At 66.5% G+C, this 17,122-nt stretch carries 15 protein-coding genes and 2 pseudogenes; 11 read left to right on the top strand and 6 right to left on the bottom strand.

The features are described 5' to 3' along the window. Positions 1 to 103 precede the first annotated feature (103 nt). Positions 104 to 616, bottom strand: coding sequence for an Lrp/AsnC family transcriptional regulator (locus EIK80_RS09990; RefSeq protein ID WP_158624662.1), 513 nt, complete (start codon positions 614 to 616; stop codon positions 104 to 106). 118 nt (positions 617 to 734) lie between these two features. On the opposite strand from EIK80_RS09990, the pseudogene EIK80_RS27015 reads away from it, so the two are divergent. Both EIK80_RS27015 and EIK80_RS26665 read left to right on the top strand, forming a co-directional pair. After that, a pseudogene (locus EIK80_RS27015) lies at positions 735 to 1,022 on the top strand (hypothetical protein); the annotation flags it as partial. Positions 1,023 to 1,086: 64 nt separating this feature from the next. Beyond that, positions 1,087 to 1,782, top strand: a pseudogene (locus tag EIK80_RS26665) (S41 family peptidase). Positions 1,783 to 1,940: 158 nt separating this feature from the next. On the opposite strand, the gene EIK80_RS10010 reads toward EIK80_RS26665, so the two are convergent. Further along, on the bottom strand, positions 1,941 to 3,938 hold the full coding sequence (locus EIK80_RS10010; protein ID WP_158624664.1) for a M13 family metallopeptidase: 1,998 nt from the start codon (positions 3,936 to 3,938) through the stop codon (positions 1,941 to 1,943). Between the two features lie 155 nt (positions 3,939 to 4,093). On the opposite strand from EIK80_RS10010, the gene EIK80_RS10015 reads away from it, so the two are divergent. From EIK80_RS10015 to EIK80_RS10025, 3 genes are read left to right on the top strand one after another with little or no spacing between them, the layout of a single operon-like run. Further along, a complete protein-coding gene (locus EIK80_RS10015) occupies positions 4,094 to 4,480 on the top strand; it encodes a hypothetical protein (protein ID WP_125156845.1) in 387 nt (128 codons plus the stop codon). Positions 4,481 to 4,486: 6 nt separating this feature from the next. Continuing rightward, positions 4,487 to 5,002, top strand: a complete 516-nt coding sequence (locus tag EIK80_RS10020; protein WP_158624665.1) for an RNA polymerase sigma factor — start codon at positions 4,487 to 4,489, stop codon at positions 5,000 to 5,002. Between the two features lie 5 nt (positions 5,003 to 5,007). Next, complete coding sequence (locus EIK80_RS10025) at positions 5,008 to 5,337, top strand: hypothetical protein (RefSeq protein ID WP_125156847.1); 330 nt, start codon at positions 5,008 to 5,010, stop codon at positions 5,335 to 5,337. A gap of 200 nt (positions 5,338 to 5,537) precedes the next feature. Here EIK80_RS10025 and EIK80_RS10030 read toward each other — a convergent pair whose 3' ends face one another. From EIK80_RS10030 to EIK80_RS10040, 3 genes are all read right to left on the bottom strand, one after another. Next, positions 5,538 to 6,476 carry a hypothetical protein gene (locus tag EIK80_RS10030; protein WP_125156848.1) on the bottom strand — a complete coding sequence of 313 codons (939 nt, stop codon included), beginning with the start codon at positions 6,474 to 6,476 and terminating at the stop codon, positions 5,538 to 5,540. Positions 6,477 to 6,618: 142 nt separating this feature from the next. Beyond that, entirely contained in the window at positions 6,619 to 7,407 is a 789-nt protein-coding gene (locus EIK80_RS10035) for an alpha/beta fold hydrolase (RefSeq protein ID WP_125156849.1), read from the bottom strand. Positions 7,408 to 7,534: 127 nt separating this feature from the next. Further along, positions 7,535 to 8,485 (bottom strand): AraC family transcriptional regulator, encoded by a 951-nt coding sequence (locus tag EIK80_RS10040; RefSeq protein WP_199743438.1) that lies wholly within the window; start codon positions 8,483 to 8,485, stop codon positions 7,535 to 7,537. A 122-nt stretch (positions 8,486 to 8,607) separates the two neighbouring features. Between EIK80_RS10040 and EIK80_RS10045 the strand changes: the two genes are divergently transcribed. The 3 genes from EIK80_RS10045 to EIK80_RS10055 all read left to right on the top strand — a co-directional run bounded on the left by EIK80_RS10045 (position 8,608) and on the right by EIK80_RS10055 (position 14,301). After that, positions 8,608 to 9,375, top strand: a complete 768-nt coding sequence (locus tag EIK80_RS10045) for an alpha/beta fold hydrolase (protein WP_125156850.1) — start codon at positions 8,608 to 8,610, stop codon at positions 9,373 to 9,375. A 520-nt stretch (positions 9,376 to 9,895) separates the two neighbouring features. Beyond that, positions 9,896 to 11,347: a glycoside hydrolase family 43 protein gene (locus EIK80_RS10050; protein ID WP_233586538.1), complete on the top strand. Its 1,452-nt coding sequence runs from the start codon at positions 9,896 to 9,898 to the stop codon at positions 11,345 to 11,347. A gap of 44 nt (positions 11,348 to 11,391) precedes the next feature. Beyond that, entirely contained in the window at positions 11,392 to 14,301 is a 2,910-nt protein-coding gene (locus EIK80_RS10055; RefSeq protein ID WP_370450213.1) for a TIM-barrel domain-containing protein, read from the top strand. A 163-nt stretch (positions 14,302 to 14,464) separates the two neighbouring features. Here the strand turns inward: EIK80_RS10055 and EIK80_RS10060 are convergent, their stop codons facing one another. Then, positions 14,465 to 15,385 carry a LysR family transcriptional regulator gene (locus tag EIK80_RS10060; RefSeq protein ID WP_125156852.1) on the bottom strand — a complete coding sequence of 307 codons (921 nt, stop codon included), beginning with the start codon at positions 15,383 to 15,385 and terminating at the stop codon, positions 14,465 to 14,467. Between the two features lie 126 nt (positions 15,386 to 15,511). Here EIK80_RS10060 and EIK80_RS10065 point away from each other — a divergent pair, with 126 nt between their 5' ends. From EIK80_RS10065 to EIK80_RS26375, 3 genes are read left to right on the top strand one after another with little or no spacing between them, the layout of a single operon-like run. Then, positions 15,512 to 16,066, top strand: coding sequence for a hypothetical protein (locus tag EIK80_RS10065; RefSeq protein ID WP_125156853.1), 555 nt, complete (start codon positions 15,512 to 15,514; stop codon positions 16,064 to 16,066). Continuing rightward, a complete protein-coding gene (locus EIK80_RS26370) occupies positions 16,063 to 16,452 on the top strand; it encodes an alcohol dehydrogenase catalytic domain-containing protein (protein WP_199743439.1) in 390 nt (129 codons plus the stop codon). Before EIK80_RS10065 ends, EIK80_RS26370 begins: the two co-directional genes overlap by 4 nt. A gap of 32 nt (positions 16,453 to 16,484) precedes the next feature. Then, positions 16,485 to 17,036 carry a zinc-binding dehydrogenase gene (locus EIK80_RS26375; protein WP_199743440.1) on the top strand — a complete coding sequence of 184 codons (552 nt, stop codon included), beginning with the start codon at positions 16,485 to 16,487 and terminating at the stop codon, positions 17,034 to 17,036. The last annotated feature ends 86 nt before the right edge of the window (positions 17,037 to 17,122 follow it).

Raw genomic sequence — 17,122 nt, forward strand, 5'->3', positions numbered from 1 at the left:
GGCGACCTGACCGTATCGCCTGGGCATGTTCCTTGGGATGGAGCGGGGCGCTCTGACCATCAGCGCGCTCCGAGCTATGCGCACGACGCCCCGCTGGCGCATTTCAACCGGTTTGCATTGAGCTGCTTTGGCTCTCCAGAAGCGGTACGAAATTCGTCTGCTTGTAGACACGCTTGATCACCAGCGTCTCATATCGTCGCACCGCGGGGTCGCCTTCCAGCATCCGCGCGGTCCACGCGTTGAAGTCGGCCATGTCCCGCGCCGAAATCAACAGCGCCACATCGTTCTCGCCCGTGCTGTCGGCCAGCAGTTGCACCTCGGGCGACGCACCAAGGCGCGCACGCAGCGCGGCGATTCCACGCGCTTCGGCATGCTCCTGAACCTGGACGAGAACCATGGCGCGTAGGCGAGCGTCGCGGAGCTTTGGAGCCACCACCGCCTCATCACGTTCGATCCATCCATCAGATCGAAGACGGCGAACGCGTCGGGTGATGGCGCTTGGCGACAGGGGCACGTGTCGCGCCAACTGCTCGGCGGTCGCGAGGCTGTCGCCTTGCAGAAGATCCATGAGCTTCAGATCAGCCCCGTCGGGCGATGACATCTTTGTCGGCGGCATAGCTCCCCTCTCTGCAGGTTTCATGCGCGCAAGGCCCCGACTTCGCGCCCTAAGAGCGTCGCCGCAGGGCTAGAAGACGTTCTCCTACGCGCAACCTTGGCATTTTTGGGGGCTCACGATGGTGAAAATTCTGCTCGCGCTGGTCGCCGCCGCAACGATTGGTGCGACGCCCTGTGGCGCGGCCGATCAAACCCCCGCCACGACGACGGCGGTCGTGCGCCGCCTCGCCGAGGCCCTGGAGCAACGCTTTGTCTTTCCTGAGAGAGGAGAGGCCTATGCGGCCATGCTGCGCCGCAAGCTCGACGCGGGCGGCTACGCCGACATATCCGACGCCGAAACCCTGGCGAGAACCGTAACGGCGGACCTGCAGGCGGTGGCGCCGGACGGACATCTTCACCTTAGCGGACAAGCCGGAGACCACGGCGACAACCGCCGCCACGCCACCGCCGCGACGGCCCCGCCCCGACCCGATGGAACAGGCTGGCTGGATCGCGCCCAACATCGCCTATGTCCGTTTCAATGCCTTCGCGGGCGGCGACGAGGCCCGTCATGTGGCGCGGTTCCTCGACGCCCACCAGGAGGCCAAGGCCTTGATCATCGATGGCCGCACTCACCATGGCGGCGGGCTCGAGGAGATGAACGAGATTTTCTCCCGGATCTTTTCAAAGCCCGGAACCCTCATGGTGATGGAGACCCGCGCGGGCGTAGGACGACGGTGAAGACGCCCCTCTGCGGCTTTTGTGCGCGTCGAGGCTCCAAAGGCGGTTCGACGTTTCGAGCAGCGCGCCGTGCTTGGCGCTGATACGCCATGGCGCTCCGCAAGGATCTACTATCTGATCTCCGGCCGGACGGTGTCCGCTGGCGAGCATCTCGCGGCCGTGCTCAAGGGAACGGGCCGGGGCCTTCTCATCGGCGAGACGACCGCTGGAGCGGGAAGCTACGGTGGAACCGTGGAGCTGCCGGGCGGTTATTCTGCCTTCATTCCGGTTGGCCGTAGCTACTTTCCAGGATCATCCGGATGGGACGGGACGGGGGTTGCTCCCGACGTTACCGCGCCTCGGGAACGCGCTCTCACGGAGGCGCTGATCCGTGAGGGGGTCGCGCCCGCCGAAGCTGAGCGCCTTTCATCCACTCACATGCCGTCCGGCCCGATGACGAAACGATAGCGGCCCCGCCGTAGCCATCGACCTCCGCGCTAATGCCTCTTATGTCGAAGCCGAAAACTTGACCGCAGCCCAGCTTGGCTGATTTCCACACTGGAGTGGCCAATGAGCGCCCCAGCCCTCATCGTCAAAGCGGGGCGCCGCCGCGCCTTGGCTGGCGACTACCAGAAGCGCACCCGTTCGTGCTCTGGCAAGAAGAGCCGGCCCTCAGCCGCCGAGCCGAACGCCGCATACCAGGCATCCATGTTCCTGACCGTCAGCGCCCGTTCGCGCCCTGGCGCATGTGCGTCGGATTGGAGCAGGGTCCTTAGGAAGGGTTCGCGATAGGCGGAGCGCCAAGCCTGCGCCCACGCAATGAAGAAGCGTTGATCGGCGGTCATGCCGTCGAGCATTGGCCGGGCGCTTGCGGGAAGATTACGAAACGCTGCGTAGGCGACCTCAAGCCCTGCTAGATCGGCGATGTTCTCGCCGATCGTCAGTGCGCCGTTCACCGGAACATCCTTGAGCGGTTCGTAGCTGGAAGCCTGGGCGATCAGCGCTCGTTCGCGCTGCTGGAAGGCTTCGACGTCGGCCTGCGTCCACCAGTCGCGAAGGGCGCCATGCTCGTCGTATTTGCGCCCCTGGTCATCGAACAGGTGACACAGTTCGTGGGCCACCGTTGCGCCTATCCGCGCGTAGTTGACGGCCGCGTCGGCCTTCGGATCGAACAGCGGGGGCTGAAGAATGGCCGCGGGGAGGATGATCTCGTTGGCGCCGGCGCTGGCGAAGGCGTTGGGGACGGTGACCGGGGCCACCCAGGCGTCGCGATCGATCGGCCGGTCGAGCCTGGCGACCAGATCGGCGAACCGCGCGGCGTTGAGACGGGCCACATTGCCAATCAAGTCATCGCGCGCGATCGGAACCTGCGCGCCGGCTGGCCAACGATCCGGATAGCCGATCTTAAGGCGGGTCTGGGCTAGCTTCGCCCGCGCCCGTATCCGCGTTGTCGGCGTCATCCACGCAGCCGCGGCCAGTTTAGCGTCCAACGCGGCCACGATGTTCTTGACCAGACGAGCGGCCTGCCCTCGCGCCTCAGGAGTCAGGTGGGCCGCGACATAGGCCCGCCCGACGTCGTCGCCCAAGAGGTTGGTCACGAGCGACACACCTTGGCGCCAACGGGGGGGCTGCTCGGCGGTCCCAGCCAGCGCCGTCCCGAACAAGGCAAAGCGCGCGTCGGCGAAGGCGGGCGGCAGATAGCGGGCGTAGGTCGTCAGCACCCTGACGCGCAGATAATCCTGAAGGACACGAATTGGCGTTCTTGCCCATACCGCTGCTTCGCCCGCTAGGGCGTCGGGCTGGGCGACGATATAGCGTGGGCGGCCGTCCAGCTTCATCGCGCCCAGCCATGACCTCCAGTCGAAGCCCCGAGCCTCCCGCTCAAGATCGGTGACGGTGTAGGCGTTGTAGGACGCGTCGGCGTTGCGGGCGTCGCTGGGCGCCCGATGAACCTGGGCCAGCGCCGTCTCGAACGCTACGATCGCGTCCGCGCGGTCGAGGGCGGTATCGACGCCGCTCAGGGTAAGGATGCGCTCCAGATACGACCGATAGGCCGACAGGCGCACGCTGGCTCCGCCGCCGGCGAGATAGAGGTCGCGGCCAGGCAGGACCAGCCCGCCCTGTTTGATTGTCACCACCATGGCGCCAGGCGCTTTGTCGTCTTCGCCAATGCCGATGGCGAAAAGTCCGCCGACGTCATAGGGCGCGAGCCGCCCCATCACCGCGGCCAGCCGAGAATGATCGGCGGCGGCGGCAACCTGATTCAGCCAGGGCCGAAGCTTTGCAAGGCCATGCGCCGTGATCGTCGACTGATCGATGTAGCTCGCATAGAGATCGCCCATCCGCGATCCAGGCCGACTGGCGGCATTTTGGATGATGCTGCGGATGTCGGCGGCCGTCCGGTCCTGCATCGTGATCGGCGCCCCCGTCCAGGCTCGATCCGGTGGGATCGTCGCTGCGCGCTGCCATGTCCCGTTTGCAAAGGCGTAGAAGTCGTCGCCTGGGCGCACCGACCGATCCATCCCCTCCATGTCCAGGCCGACCGGCGTCGACGCGATGGCGCGCCTTCCGGCGGTCAAGGCAATGGCTACGGTTGCGACAAGCAGAAGGCGACGGTTTGGCATGATGCTAGTCCTGCAAAGAGCCAACAGCTCTCGGTCAGGGCATGACGGCGACGCTGGCCTATCGAGATGCGGCGAAGCCGAAAATTTCTTTCCCCAACGTTGCATCCGCCAGCGGCCCGAGGTTCGTCTGAAGACAGGCTCAATGAGGAAGCGCCATGCTGGACGCCCATTTCGCGGGAGCGACGATTGTCAGCGTCGCGATCGCCATCATCGCGCTGACGGGCCTTATCCAGGCGCTGCGGCTGGTGCGCTTGGCGATGCTTCATAAGACGCTCCGCCGCATTATCGACGCGGGCTTGCCGATCGACATCGACCTCCTCGACCGCGCACTGGGCGACCGTCCCCGCGTCGAGCGCGGGCTGTCGGACCTTCGCAACGGATCATTGCTTCTCGCCCTGGCCCTGGCCTGCGCCTTCTTCGCGCTAATCCAGACTGACAGCGCAATCCGCCGAATGGCCTTCGGCGTCGGCGCCTTTCCCTTACTCGTCGGTTCGCTGATGACGGTCTGGGGGGGCATAACGCTCCGCCGCCAACGCGATTGACCGGTGGTGGACGACGCCCTCTTGAACGCGCGCGCCGCCAACGGAGACCGGAAAGCGTTCGCGTTGCTCGTCGCGCGCCACGAAGCGCGGTTGCGTGGGTTCTTACGCCGGATCGCCAGCCCCTCCGACGCCGACGATCTGGCGCAGGACACCTTCGTGCGCGCTTGGGAGCGCGCTGCGCAGTTTCAGGCGGGCGGGAGCTATGCTGCGTGGCTGACGCAGATCGGGTGGCGACTGTTTCTCGATGAGCGCCGGCGCGTCACATCGCGCGCCAAGCGCGACGTGACCGCGACCGAGCAATTGGCGAACACCCAAGCCCACGGAGGCGATCTGGGTCTCGACCTGGCGGCCGCGCTCGAGCGCCTGGACCCGCAGGCCCGCGCCGCTATCGCGCTTTGCGACGGCCAGGGATGGACCCACGAGGAAGCCGCCGCGATGCTCGATCTGCCGCTAGGCACGCTCAAGAGCCTGATCTCGCGCGGCAAGGCCAAGCTGCGCGCGTTCCTGACGACTGGAGGCTAAGTCGAATGACCAACGAGGAATTGGACGCGCTGCTTGCGTCGTCGCTGCCCGAGCCGCCGCGCGAGCCGGACCCGGACTTCGTCGATCACAGCGCCAAAAGAATCGCAGTCCGCGCGTTGCTCGAACGAGAGGAGAAGGCGGCGATCCAGAAAGGCGCCTGGGACCTGGCCGTCGCAGTTGCCCTGATTGGAATGCTGCTCGCTTGGAGTGGCCCTTATGGCGACGGCCTGGCAGATATTGGCGTGACCATGCTGGTTGTCGGCTTCTGGGCATTCAGCCATCAATGGGTTTTCCCGGACTTCTCCTTCGGTCGCGACCGCACCCGAGATAGATGAGCTTCGAACGTCGACGCGGAATTGCGCCCCCAATGCGCGCCAGAGCCTCGACGCGAAGTCCACGCTGCGCAGAAGCAGAACTTGGCGCCGCGGCCGAATGCGGGCGTGCCGCAAAGCGCCAGGAGCGGAACTTGGCGAGTGTCCAAGAAGCTGACATTCGGCGGCGGGCCCGATCACAAGATGATCGACGGTGGAGGGGCCTACCGCTTGAGCAGATAGAACGTCTTGTTCGGGTAGTCCCAGACAGTCTTGTACTGCTGGAGGAAGGCGTAACCGAGGCTCATGATCCGGGACGAGGTGAGGCCGATCGCCTTGGCGAAGGGGGCCGCGTCCTCGATCGGATGGCCGCCGATCTTGGCAAGCGGGATGGAGGGGCCCTTGGCGAACTGGACCGCCTTGATGTCGATGGCGTCGTCCTCGCCGGCGACGGGCGTGATCGCCCCCGCGGCCGTCAACTGCTCCAGCGTCGCCTTGTCGGCGAACAGGTTACCGTACTGGCCGGTGTCGAGGACGGTCTCGAAATCCAGGCCGCCGACCTTGGCAGTCAGCACGGGATTGTTGGGCAGCTTGAGCGTCTCGAAGAGGATGGCGGCGACCACCGTCTCGCCCTTCAGGAAGGCCTTGGACCCGCCCTTGTAGAAGGTCGCCCTCGACGCCTTGTAGTCGACCTTCACCGCGTAGCCGTCCCAGAACTGATAGCCCAGCCAGCCGATGAAGTCGGGGGTAATACGCTCCAGCTGGGCCGCGTCCTGGCTGCGGAAGGTGGTGACGCGGCCGTAGCTCAGCCCACCGGGTAGCTGGACGTTGTCGACGCTGGGGCGCAGGACTTTCTCGTAGGTCTGGCCGCTGCCGAAGACTCCGCGTCCGATGACGCGGCCGGCGGGCAGGTCGAGGTGGTTGTGGTTCAGGACCAGGGCCTCGAACGCGCCGGTGTCGAGCAGGAGCTTGCCCTTCACCCCAGCGATCTTGGCCTCCACGAACGGGAACTCGCGGACCATCACGAAGGGGAAGGAGACGGTGTCACCCTTCAGGCGGAACTCCGGCGCGATCTGGGTCTCGCTGGAAACATCCTGGGTCAGGGCGGCGGCCGGGGCGGCCAGGGTCAGGGCGATAGCGGCGGTGAGCGCTGCGCGCAGCATGGGAAGCTCCCTTCGGGGTCGGTTCGGAGACGCCCGCATACCGCGCGGACCGGTGGGTGACTTGATCATCTCTGATGTCGCTGCACGATGGGAAGGGGCGAACAGCCTTGGCCCTTCCCCCCCTTTCGTGCGCCTGGAGGGTCTACTGGGCGGCCTTCTCGATCGCATCTGCGAGGCCGTCCGGATCGGTCAGGAACGGCGTGTGGCCCGTCTGCAGGGTATACTCGACGCGCACTGGGGTGGCGGCGACCATCTTAGCCTGAAAGGCCGGGCTGATCACCTGGTCCGTGGCGGTGTGGATATAGACCTTGTCGACCTTGCCGAAGTTGGCGGCGGTCACCTTGACCGGAGTAGCCAGCGGGGCCAGCGGCTCGTCCAGGATCAGGTCCGGGATCGCCTTGCGCAGGCCCTCGGGTCCGCCGTTGGCAAACAGGTCGGCGCGCGCCGAATACTCGATCGAGGCGATGCCCTTGTCCTTCTGAATCTGCAGGTGCGGGCCGATCTTGGCGTCCGGGTCCCGCTGGGCTAGCGACACCAGCGAGTCGCCGTCCTGCGGCAGATAGGCGGCCAAATAGACCAACGTCTTGATCTTCTGGGGTGCCTGCTCGGCGGCGGCGGAGACGACGATGCCGCCGAAGCTGTGGCCGACCACGACCGCCGGTTGCTTGGCCTGGTCCAGAGCCTGGACGACGGTGTCGCGGTAGGCGTCCAGGCTGACCTTGTCCGGTGTCATCGGATTGCTGGGGCGGCCCGGCAGGTCGACGGTGATGACCTGATAGCCGTCCTTCTGCAGTTTCGCAGTGACATGACCCCAGACCTGGCCGTTCTCGAAGGCGCCGTGCACCAGGACGATGGGCGGCTTTTCTGCAGCCATGGCGTTGGCGCCAAGGGCGAAGGCGGAAGTGGCCAGAGCGGCGACAATCGTTTTCATCGTTCCCATTCCTCTAATCTTTTCCGCGGACTTCATCGGTGCGGCGAGGAGGAACTTAGGCGGCGCGGTCGTCTTCCGGCCATGTTCGGGCCTCCGGATGGCATGCTCCATCGTCCGGATTTTCGAGCTAGGCGGGCGACTGGCGACGAACCTCGCTCGGCGCGTAGCCGAAATGCGCCTTGAAAGCCCGACTGAACGCGGCGTCCGAGGCGTAGCCGCTGCGATAGGCCGCCTCGGTCACCTTCAGCCCGCCGCTGCGCAACAGGTCGGCGGCGATGGTCAGGCGCCAGCGCGACAGGTAGCGCAGCGGCGGCTCGCCCACGGCGGCGGTGAAGCGCTCGGCGAAGATCGAGCGCGACATCCGGGCGATCTCGGCCAGCGACTGGACCGTCCAGCGATGAAAGGGATCGGCGTGCATGGCGCTAAGCACCCGGCCGATGCGCTCCTCGCCCAGGCCGCCCAACCAGCCCATCCGATTGGCCTCGCTGGCCGCCCAGCTGCGCAGGGTGCGGATCACCAGCAGATCGATTAGGCGCGAGATCATCAGCGACGAACCCGGATTCGGCTCCTGCGCCTCGGCCAACAGGAACCGCGAAATCGCCGCCAGCCAGGGCGGCGCGCCGTTCTCGCCCTTGGGAATATGAATCAGCGACGGCAGGGACGACATGATCGCCGGCAGCGGACTGCCCTCGAAGCTGAAGAAGCCGCCGACCAGCCTGACCCCCTCCCCGTCGCCGCCGTGGCGCAGGACCAGGCCATCGCGGTCGAAGTGGTCCGCGGCGGCCGTCTCGATACTTTCGACCGGCGAGCCGAGGGCGTCGGTCATGACGTGCCCCTTGCCCTGGGGCAGGAGGACAAGGTCGCCCTCCCGCGTCAGGATCGGCCCTTCCCCGGTCGGCGTGATCCACATCTCGCCGCTCTCGACGAAATGGAAGTGGGCCGGTCCTGCCTGGAATCGCAGCCCCCACGGCGCCCCGAGAATGGCGGTGTAGACAAGTTCGCCGCGCAGCCGGATCAGGGTGAGCACCTCGGAGAGCACGTCATTGCGCGCGGCCGACATGCCGAAGTCTTGGGTCATTCCGGACGATCCATCATATTATTCGGAGGCGACGGCATATCCCGCCCAAACCGCGGGGCCCAGGTTGTCCCCCATCGACGCAGGCTGAAACAAGCCACTTTTCGCTTCACGGGGATACGAACATGACCATCGAAACCACGAATTCACCCGCCGTCACCATGGCTGCAGAAAAGCCGCCGATCGTCCTGGTCCACGGAGCCTTCGCAAACGCGCCGGTCTGGGGTCATGTCGCCGCCCGGCTGCGCGCCGCCGGCCACGAAGTCACCGCCGTCGACCTGCCGGGCCGCCCCGGCGCGCCGATGGAGCCCGGCAAGGTTACCCTGGACCTGCATCGCGACGCCGTGGTCAACGCCCTGCGCGTCCTGGGGCGTCCCGCCGTGCTGGTCGGCCACAGCTTCGCCGGCATCGTCGCCGCCGCCGCGGCCGAGCAGGCGCCGGAGAGCGTCCGCACCCTGGTCTTCGTCGCCGCCTATCTGCCCAAGAACGGCGACTCCCTGGTGTCGCTGGCTCAGCAGGATCCGGACGCCAGGATCGGCCCCAATCTGCGCATCGACCATGACAAGGCGATCGCCGTCGTCGACTACGCCGCCCGCGCCGAACTGTTCGCCAATGACGGCCCCGAGGGCCTGAAGGCCAAGCTGCCGGATCTGATCCTGGACGAGCCACTGGCCCCGCTGGCCACGCCCGTCAGCATCAGCGACGACCGGTTCGGCCGGATCGACAAGGTCTATGTTCGCACCGCCCTGGACCAGGTCATCAGTCCGACCTTCCAGGACCGCATGCTGGCGGCCACGCCCGTGCGCAAGACCGTCACCCTCCAGACGGGCCACCTGCCGTTCCTGACCGATCCCGACGGCCTGACCAAGGCGATCATCGGCGCAGCGGAATAGGCCGGCGCCGCATGGGCGGCGCGCTTTCGCAGCATGGCGGCGTCGCGGGGTGAGGCCCCGCGACGCAGGAGGCTCGCGAAGTCCGGATGGCGCCAGTAGCTGCCATTGGCGCACTTCCAGGAAGGCGACGTTCAGGCCGCGGGACGAAAGGCGAGATGGCTCGGATCGTTGAACGAGGGCGAGGGCGAGGGGCGCAAATCCACGGCCGAACGCCAGGTCCGATATTTAGTCCGACAAGTTTAGGCCGTCTGGCGCTAGCTGGATGAATTCCCGACGGGTCCTTTGCGATCCGCGCCCTAACCCTGGACGGTGGCGCCCGGTGGGCGTCCCTCTACGTCTTTGGTCTAGAAGGGCGCCGGGCCCCACCACGCCTGTTACCTCGCGACATTTCAGGCTTCGCATGCCTCGATGGCTACGCTAGCATTAGTCAGACAAAAGAAAGGGGAAGGCGTTCAATGATAGGCTGGTGTTGCATTCGCCACGAGAACGCCAAATCCGGACACCGGCGCCTAGCGGCCAAATGAGCGGCGCGACGGACTTGTTCGCGGCTCGGCGGCCGACCGGCGGCGACGCGCAGGCGTTTCTGCTCGCGAGACCTGTCCTGTTCGCGCTGGCCGCGCTGATGATCGGTCTGTTCGCGACCAAGGCGCGGGCCGACAATCCGATCATCCAGACCCGCTTCACCGCCGATCCGGCCCCGCTCGTGCACGACGGCGTTGTCTATCTGTACACGAGCCATGACGAGGACGACGCCGAGGGCTTTAAGATGCTCGACTGGCGGCTCTATAGCTCGACGGACATGGCCAACTGGACCGACCAGGGCGTCGTGGCCTCGCTCAAGACCTTCCCCTGGGCGGTGCAGACCAACGATGCCTGGGCGCCGCAGGTCATTGCTCGCGACGGCAAGTTCTATCTCTACGTCCCGATCAGCGTCGCCGGATCGCCCAAGAATGTGATCGCCGTGGCGGTGGCGGACAATCCTGCGGGACCGTTCAAGGACGCGCTTGGCAAGCCGCTGATCGGGCCAGCTCGCGACAACATCGATCCCACGGCGTGGATCGACGACGACGGCCAAGCCTATCTCTACTGGGGCAACCCGAACCTTTGGTACGTCAAGCTGAACAAGGACATGGTGTCCTATTCCGGGCCCATCACCAAGGTCGAGCCTAGTGTGCGCGACTACCAGGAGGGGCCGTGGTTCTACAAGCGCCAGGGCCGCTACTACATGGCCTTCGCCTCGACCTGCTGCCCGGAGGGCATCGGCTACGCGATGAGCGACAGGCCGACGGGGCCATGGACCTACAAGGGTCCGATCATGGACCACGACCCGCGCGCGACCGGCAATCACCCGGGCATTATCGACTACAAGGGCGGCTCCTATGTCTTCGGCTTCAGTTACGAGCACAATTTCGCGCTGACGCCGATCCATCACGAACGCCGATCGGTGTCGGTGGCCAAGTTCGACTACAACGCAGACGGGACCATTCCGAACCTGGGCTGGTGGGACAAGGCCAGCGCGCCGCAGATCGGGACGCTCAACCCCTACAGGCGGGTCGAGGCAGAGACGATCGCCTGGACTTCCCGCCTCAAACGCGATCGCGACCGGCCATACGCCTGGGCGCCGGGGGTGACGACGGCGCAGGACGATCGTGCGGGGGTATACGTCACGCGGATCACCGACCGCAGCTACATCAAGGTCGCCGGCGTCGACTTCGGCCGGATCGGCGCCAAGACCTTCGTCGCCAGCCTCGCCAACGGCCGGCCCGGCGGGGCCATCGAGCTGCGGCTCGACAGGGTCGATGGCCCGGTGATCGGCACGCTGCGGGTCGAGGCGACCGGCGCGGCGGGCCAGTGGCGCGAGCAGTCGACCCTTGTCACGGCGGCGACTGGAGTGCGGGACCTGTTCCTGGTGTTCAAGGGCTCGGGCGACAGTCCGCTGTTCGATTTCGACTACTGGCGCTTCGAACAGTGACGACAACGCGACCGCGGGGCAGGTGTGGCATGAAGACACGTTGGATGATTGCGGCGGCAATGGTCGCCATGGTCGCGGCCACCCCCGCGCTGGCCAGGCAGGCCCCGCCCCCCACCGGTCTGGACGTGCTGGGTCAATTGCCGGCCTTGGCGCCCGCGACCGGCGCCGCGTTCCGTCTCCAGCGACTGCGCAACGGCGTGCAATTCCAGCTGAACGGCGTCACCAAGTCGGTGCTTTTCTATTCGCCGACGGTCGTTCGGGTGAACGCCAATCTGGGCCAAACCTATTGGACCGCGCCGAGCCTCGTGGTGATCCGCCAGCCCGAGACTGTGGCCTTCACGGTGCGCGAGGCGCCGAACGCGGTGGAATTGGTCGGCCAGAAGTTGCGCGTCGTCATCGACAAGCGCACCGGCGCCCTGACCTATCACGACGCCTCGGGCCGACTGCTTACGCGCGAGAAGGCAGACGCCCCTCAGTCGATCGACAAGCGCACCATCAGCGACGCGCCGACCTACGAGGTCGAGAACCGCTTCACGCTCAAGGCTGGCGAAGGCGTCTACGGTTTCGGCTTCACCGGCGACGACGAGGTCAACCGCCGGGGCAAGGACCTGTTGCTGGTGCAGACCAATGTCGGCATCATCATCCCGGTGATGGTCTCGACCGAGCGCTACGGCGTCCTGTGGGACACCTATTCGCAGATGCGCTTCAAGGACGATGCGCAAGGCGCACGCCTCTGGGCGGAAAGCGCGCCGGGCGGCGTCGACTACTATTTCATGGCCGGCGACACGATGGACGGCGTGGTCGGCGCCTATCGGTGGCTGACGGGCGACGCCCCGATGTATCCCAAGCAGGCGTTCGGCCTGTTCATGAGCAAGGAGCGCTACAAGACTCAGGAACAGCTGCTCGAGGTCGCGCGCACCTTTCGCAAGGACCAGTTCCCGCTCGATTACATCGTCCAGGATTGGCAGTATTGGGGGTCGGACAAGGATGGGACGTGGTCAGGCATGACCTGGGATCCCGAGCGTTTTCCCGATCCAGTGGGCATGACGCGCTCGATCCACGACCTTCACCTCAAGCTGATGGTGTCGATCTGGCCTTCGGTCGGCAATGACACGGCGCTGGGCCGAGAACTCGACCAGCACGGTCTGCGGTTCAAGCCGCCGCACTGGATCTCCAAGCAGGCGCGCGTCTACGACGCCTACAGCCCGCTGGGCCGGGAAATCTATTTCAAGCACATCAAGTCGGGCCTGCTCGACAAGGGCGTGGATGCCCTATGGATGGACGGGACCGAGGTCGAGGTCAGTTCGGCGATGTGGAACCCGGTCGACAATGTCCGCGACACCAAGGCCCTGGGCGTCAACGCCATGGGAGACTTCACCCGCTACCTGAACCCCTATTCCCTGCTGACGACCGAAGGGACCTACAAGGGCCAGCGGGCGACCAGCGACAAGCGCGTCTTCACGCTCACCCGGTCGGCCTGGGCCGGCGCGCAGCGCACGGCCGCGGCCTCATGGTCGGGCGACATCTATGCGAGCTGGAAGACCTTCGCCCAGCAGGTGGCGGGCGGCGTCAACGTCACGATCACTGGCAATCCCTACTGGACCCAGGATACCGGCGGCTTCTTCGTCACCGATTTTCCCGGCGGCGAGAAGAACCCCGCTTGGCGCGAACTCTACGCGCGCTGGTTCCAATACGCGGCCTTCAACCCGATCATGCGGGTCCACGGGACCAGCGTGGAGCGGGAGCCCTATCTGTTCAAGACGCTAGATCCGCCGGTCTACAAGGCGCTGCTGGACGCCACCCATCTGCGCTACCGGCTGCTGCCCTACACCTACAGCCTCAGCGCCAAGGTCACGACCGATCGATACACCTTGATGCGCGCCCTGCCGATGGACTTTCCGCGGGATCCCGCGACGTTCGATATAAACGACAGCTTCATGTTTGGCCCCTCGCTGCTGGTCCACCCCGTCACGCGGGCCATGTACAATATCCTCCCATCCGTCCCCACGACGGTGCCAGCGCAGCATTTGCGCACGGCCGACGGCCAGTCGGGCCTGGCGGTGCGGTATTTCGCGGGCGAGAACTTCGAGACGCCGCGCGGCCAGGCGGTCGATGCGAAGATCGACCACACTTGGCCCGACCCGCCCCTCGCGGAGCTTCCGCCAGGCCTGACCTCGCTCAGCCACTTCTCCGCGCGATGGGAGGGTGAGCTGATCGCGCCGGAAGACGGCGAGTACGAGATCGGGCTGACGGGCAACGACGGGATGCGCCTGGCCCTGGGCGGTGAGACGGCGATCGACGAGTGGACCCGCGCGGCGACCCGCACGCGTCTGGTGCGGCGCACGCTGAAGAAGGGCGAAAAGCTGTCGGTCCGGCTGGAGTTCTCCCATCCCGAGGGCGGCCGCGTGTTCCGTTTCGTCTGGCGCACGCCCAGCGAACTGAAGCGGGACGCCGCAGTGATGAGCGCGCCTCGCGACCTGACGATGCGAACCTATCTGCCCAAGGGCGCGGACTGGTACGACTTCTGGAGCGACCAGCGCTACCGCGGCGGCCAGACGATCGCGCGCCAGGCGCCGCTCGACGTCGTGCCGCTCTATGTCCGGGCCGGCGCGATCATCCCGATGGGGCCAGTCGTGCAATACGCGACCGAGCGCCCCGACGCGCCCTACGAGGTCCGCGTCTATCCCGGCGCGGACGGCAAGTTCACGCTCTACGAAGACGACAACGAAACCTACACCTACGAGCAAGGCCAATCGGCGCGTTACGACCTCAACTGGAACGATGCGACGCGGACCTTGACGGTGGGACCTCAGCGCGGCGCGTTCGTCGGCATGGTCAAGCAGCGAAAGCTCAAGATCGTGGTGATCGGCGCCGCCGGAGCAAGCGCGCTCAGGCCGCTGTCGACCGATCGTACAGTCTTGTACAGTGGACGAGCCTTGACCTTAAGGTTCTAACGCCAGCCGTCCCATGGGAGATTACGTGGGCGCGCTGCGCGAACGCCCTGTCCCCCGCGGCCCGGCGCCGGCCGGATTGCGCCAATACCAGACATTGGCGTACCTCCAGAAAGGCGACCCTCAGCCAGTTCGAATTGGCGAACATCCTGACGCTGCCGGAGCGCTACGGCGTCCAGACGGGCGGAGACCCTATGGCGGCGCGCAGAGCGACGGTGAAAGCTCGCAACTTAGCGGAGGGCTCAGGCAGCGCCCTGAGCAGGTAGATGCCGCTCGGCCGCGCATTCCAAGGCTCGCCGTGCAACTGAAGTCGAACGAGCTTGCCCTCTCGGACATCCGGCCCCGTCACCCAGCTGGGCAGCAAGGCCATGCCGACGCCTTCCCGGGCGGCAAGCCGCAGCGCCTCGAAGTCGTCGGATCGGAACACGACCTGACCGCCGTTAGACTGACCAGCCGCGCCGCCCAGAAGGTCCGTCCAGCCCAAGAGATCGGCCCCATGCAACTTGTCGAGCACCCGATGGCCGCGCAGGTCCTCGACAGAGCCGGGCGCGCCATATCGGGCCAGATAGTCCGGACTGGCGACCAGTAGTCTCGCTTGATCGGCGAGCTTGGTGGCGATCAGGCCGCTGTCGGTCAGCTGTCCGATGCGGATGACCGCGTCCAGGCGATCCAGCACTGGGTCGGCCAGGCGCTCGGTCAGGTCCAGCTCAACCGATAGGCCAGGGTGCTGGCGCATGAGGGCGCCAGCCGCCGGCAGAACGTAGCGCTTGCCGAAGGTGGGAAAGCAGGCGACCCGCAGTACGCCAGCGACCGCGCCGTCAAAGGCGGCGATCTCGGCGTGCACGTCGACAAGATCGTCGATCAGCCGCTGCCCCCGCTCGAACAGCCTCTGGCCTGCGTCGGTCATCGCCAGAGCCCGGGTCGAGCGAACCAGCACCCGGACGCCCAAGCCGTGCTCCAGGGCGTCGATCTGCCGGACGATCGCCGAAGGCGTCACCCCCCGACGCCGCGCCGCACCGGAAAAGCTGCCGGCGCGCACGACATCGACAAAGACGGCCACGAACTCGGCGAACCTTGGATCCTTCATCTTTGCTCCAGGGGCAAAACGGTTGCGGGCAATGGCTGCGTTATCACGCGCCGCCCCTGGTCGCATGGTCTGGCTCATCGGACGCGGCGCTTCCGCCCGCCGAACCAACAACCAGGAGCAACCGTCATGGTCACTGTCCTCGATCGCATCCTTTCGCAATCGGCCTATAGCCACGAGATCAACGTTCCGATCGAAAAGATCGACATCGCCGACTGGCTGTTCACCCTGCCCGAGGCCGAATACCTGCGCTGCTGCGCGCCCGATCACGTCGCAGCGGGCGTGACCACCACCGACGACGGCCGGCGCATGTCGATCAATGTCGAACAGATCGGCTCGGGCCTGGTGGTCCAGCACTACGTGGCCGACGAAGCCGGCCCGACCTATTGCCGGATGAACTCGATCTCGGACGTCTTCACCGCCAACGGCCGCACCCAGGTCAATGTCATCTGGGAGCTGATCGCCGAAGCCATCGACGACAAGCGCACCCGCTACACCAATCGCGTCACCGCCCACCCCACCGACGTGTTCATGGACTTCCTGGCCGAGCATGGCCTGGACTACGACCACGCCGCCGCCGCGCGCCAAGCCGCCGGTGGCGACCATAATCGTCGCGAAACCCCGATGTTCGCCGAGAGCATCGCTCGCCGCGCTCTGGCTCGCGCCGACGAGGCCATGTCGTGAGAGCCATCGCCTACGACCGCTTCGGCCCGCCGGATGTCCTCCGGCTGGTCGAGGCGCCCGCTCCGGAGCCGCGGGCCACGGACCTTCTGGTCCGCGTCGCCGCCGCCGGCGTCAATCGCGCCGACCTGATGCAGCGCACCGGCTTCTACGGTGACCAGAGCTTCGGCGAGAGCCCCCTGCTGGGCCTGGAGCTCGCCGGCGAAGTCATCGAGGTTGGGGCCGAGGTCACGGGATTCAGCGTGGGAGACCCGGTGATGGCGATCGTCGGCGGCGGCGCCTATGCGGAGTTCGCCCGGGTCGATCACGGCATGGCCGTCAAGGTTCCGAGCGGACTTCCGCTAGTCCAGGCGGCCGGGAGGCCTTCGTCACCGCCTGGGAGGCGGTAGCCCATCTGGCCGAAGTCCGCCCAGGACAGCACGTGCTGGTCCACGCCGCGGCCGGCGGCATTGGTTCAGCCGCGGTGCAGATCGCCTGGGCGCTGGGCGCGAGCGTCTACGCGACGGCGTCGGCCGAGCGGGCTTTGGATGTGCTCGGCCTGGGCGCGACCGCGGTGATCAACTACCGCGCCGCCGACTTCGAGGCCGAGACCCTGCGCCTGACGGGCGGAGCGGGCGCGGACGCGGTGATTGACTTCATCGGCGGCGAGTACCTGGCGCGCAACCTGCGCAGCCTGGCGCCGGGTGGCCGGCTGGTGCAGGTCGGGATCCTCAGCGGCGACGCCGACCCCGCGATCCCGCTGGACCTCTTGCTGCATAACCACCTGCGCCTGATCGGCACAGTGATGAAGTCGCGCACCCTCGACGAGAAGCGCGCCATGGTCGCCCGCTTCGCCGCTGGTGCGCTGCCGCGCCTGGCGAAAGGCGAACTGAGGCCGGTGATCGATACGGTTCTGCCGCTGGATCAGGTGGCCGAGGCGCATCGGCGGCTGGAGCGTGGCGGCGGCTTCGGCAAGATCATCCTGGCGCCCTGAGACTTAGGCGGCATGCACGCGCCATATGCTGACATTGGTGCGCCTCCAGAAACTGGACGATCAACACCACTCGAGACAGTTCAACG

Source organism: Caulobacter sp. 602-1 (assembly GCF_003931565.1).
Lineage (GTDB): Bacteria > Pseudomonadota > Alphaproteobacteria > Caulobacterales > Caulobacteraceae > Caulobacter.

Coding starts and splice junctions, on each gene's coding strand:
- EIK80_RS09990 (WP_158624662.1), bottom strand. CDS start 616: ATGCCGCCGACAAAGATGTCATCGCCCGACGGGGCTGATCTGAAGCTC.
- EIK80_RS10010 (WP_158624664.1), bottom strand. CDS start 3,938: ATGCCAAACCGTCGCCTTCTGCTTGTCGCAACCGTAGCCATTGCCTTG.
- EIK80_RS10015 (WP_125156845.1), top strand. CDS start 4,094: ATGCTGGACGCCCATTTCGCGGGAGCGACGATTGTCAGCGTCGCGATC.
- EIK80_RS10025 (WP_125156847.1), top strand. CDS start 5,008: ATGACCAACGAGGAATTGGACGCGCTGCTTGCGTCGTCGCTGCCCGAG.
- EIK80_RS10030 (WP_125156848.1), bottom strand. CDS start 6,476: ATGCTGCGCGCAGCGCTCACCGCCGCTATCGCCCTGACCCTGGCCGCC.
- EIK80_RS10035 (WP_125156849.1), bottom strand. CDS start 7,407: ATGAAAACGATTGTCGCCGCTCTGGCCACTTCCGCCTTCGCCCTTGGC.
- EIK80_RS10040 (WP_199743438.1), bottom strand. CDS start 8,485: ATGACCCAAGACTTCGGCATGTCGGCCGCGCGCAATGACGTGCTCTCC.
- EIK80_RS10045 (WP_125156850.1), top strand. CDS start 8,608: ATGACCATCGAAACCACGAATTCACCCGCCGTCACCATGGCTGCAGAA.
- EIK80_RS10050 (WP_233586538.1), top strand. CDS start 9,896: ATGAGCGGCGCGACGGACTTGTTCGCGGCTCGGCGGCCGACCGGCGGC.
- EIK80_RS10055 (WP_370450213.1), top strand. CDS start 11,392: ATGATTGCGGCGGCAATGGTCGCCATGGTCGCGGCCACCCCCGCGCTG.
- EIK80_RS10060 (WP_125156852.1), bottom strand. CDS start 15,385: ATGAAGGATCCAAGGTTCGCCGAGTTCGTGGCCGTCTTTGTCGATGTC.
- EIK80_RS10065 (WP_125156853.1), top strand. CDS start 15,512: ATGGTCACTGTCCTCGATCGCATCCTTTCGCAATCGGCCTATAGCCAC.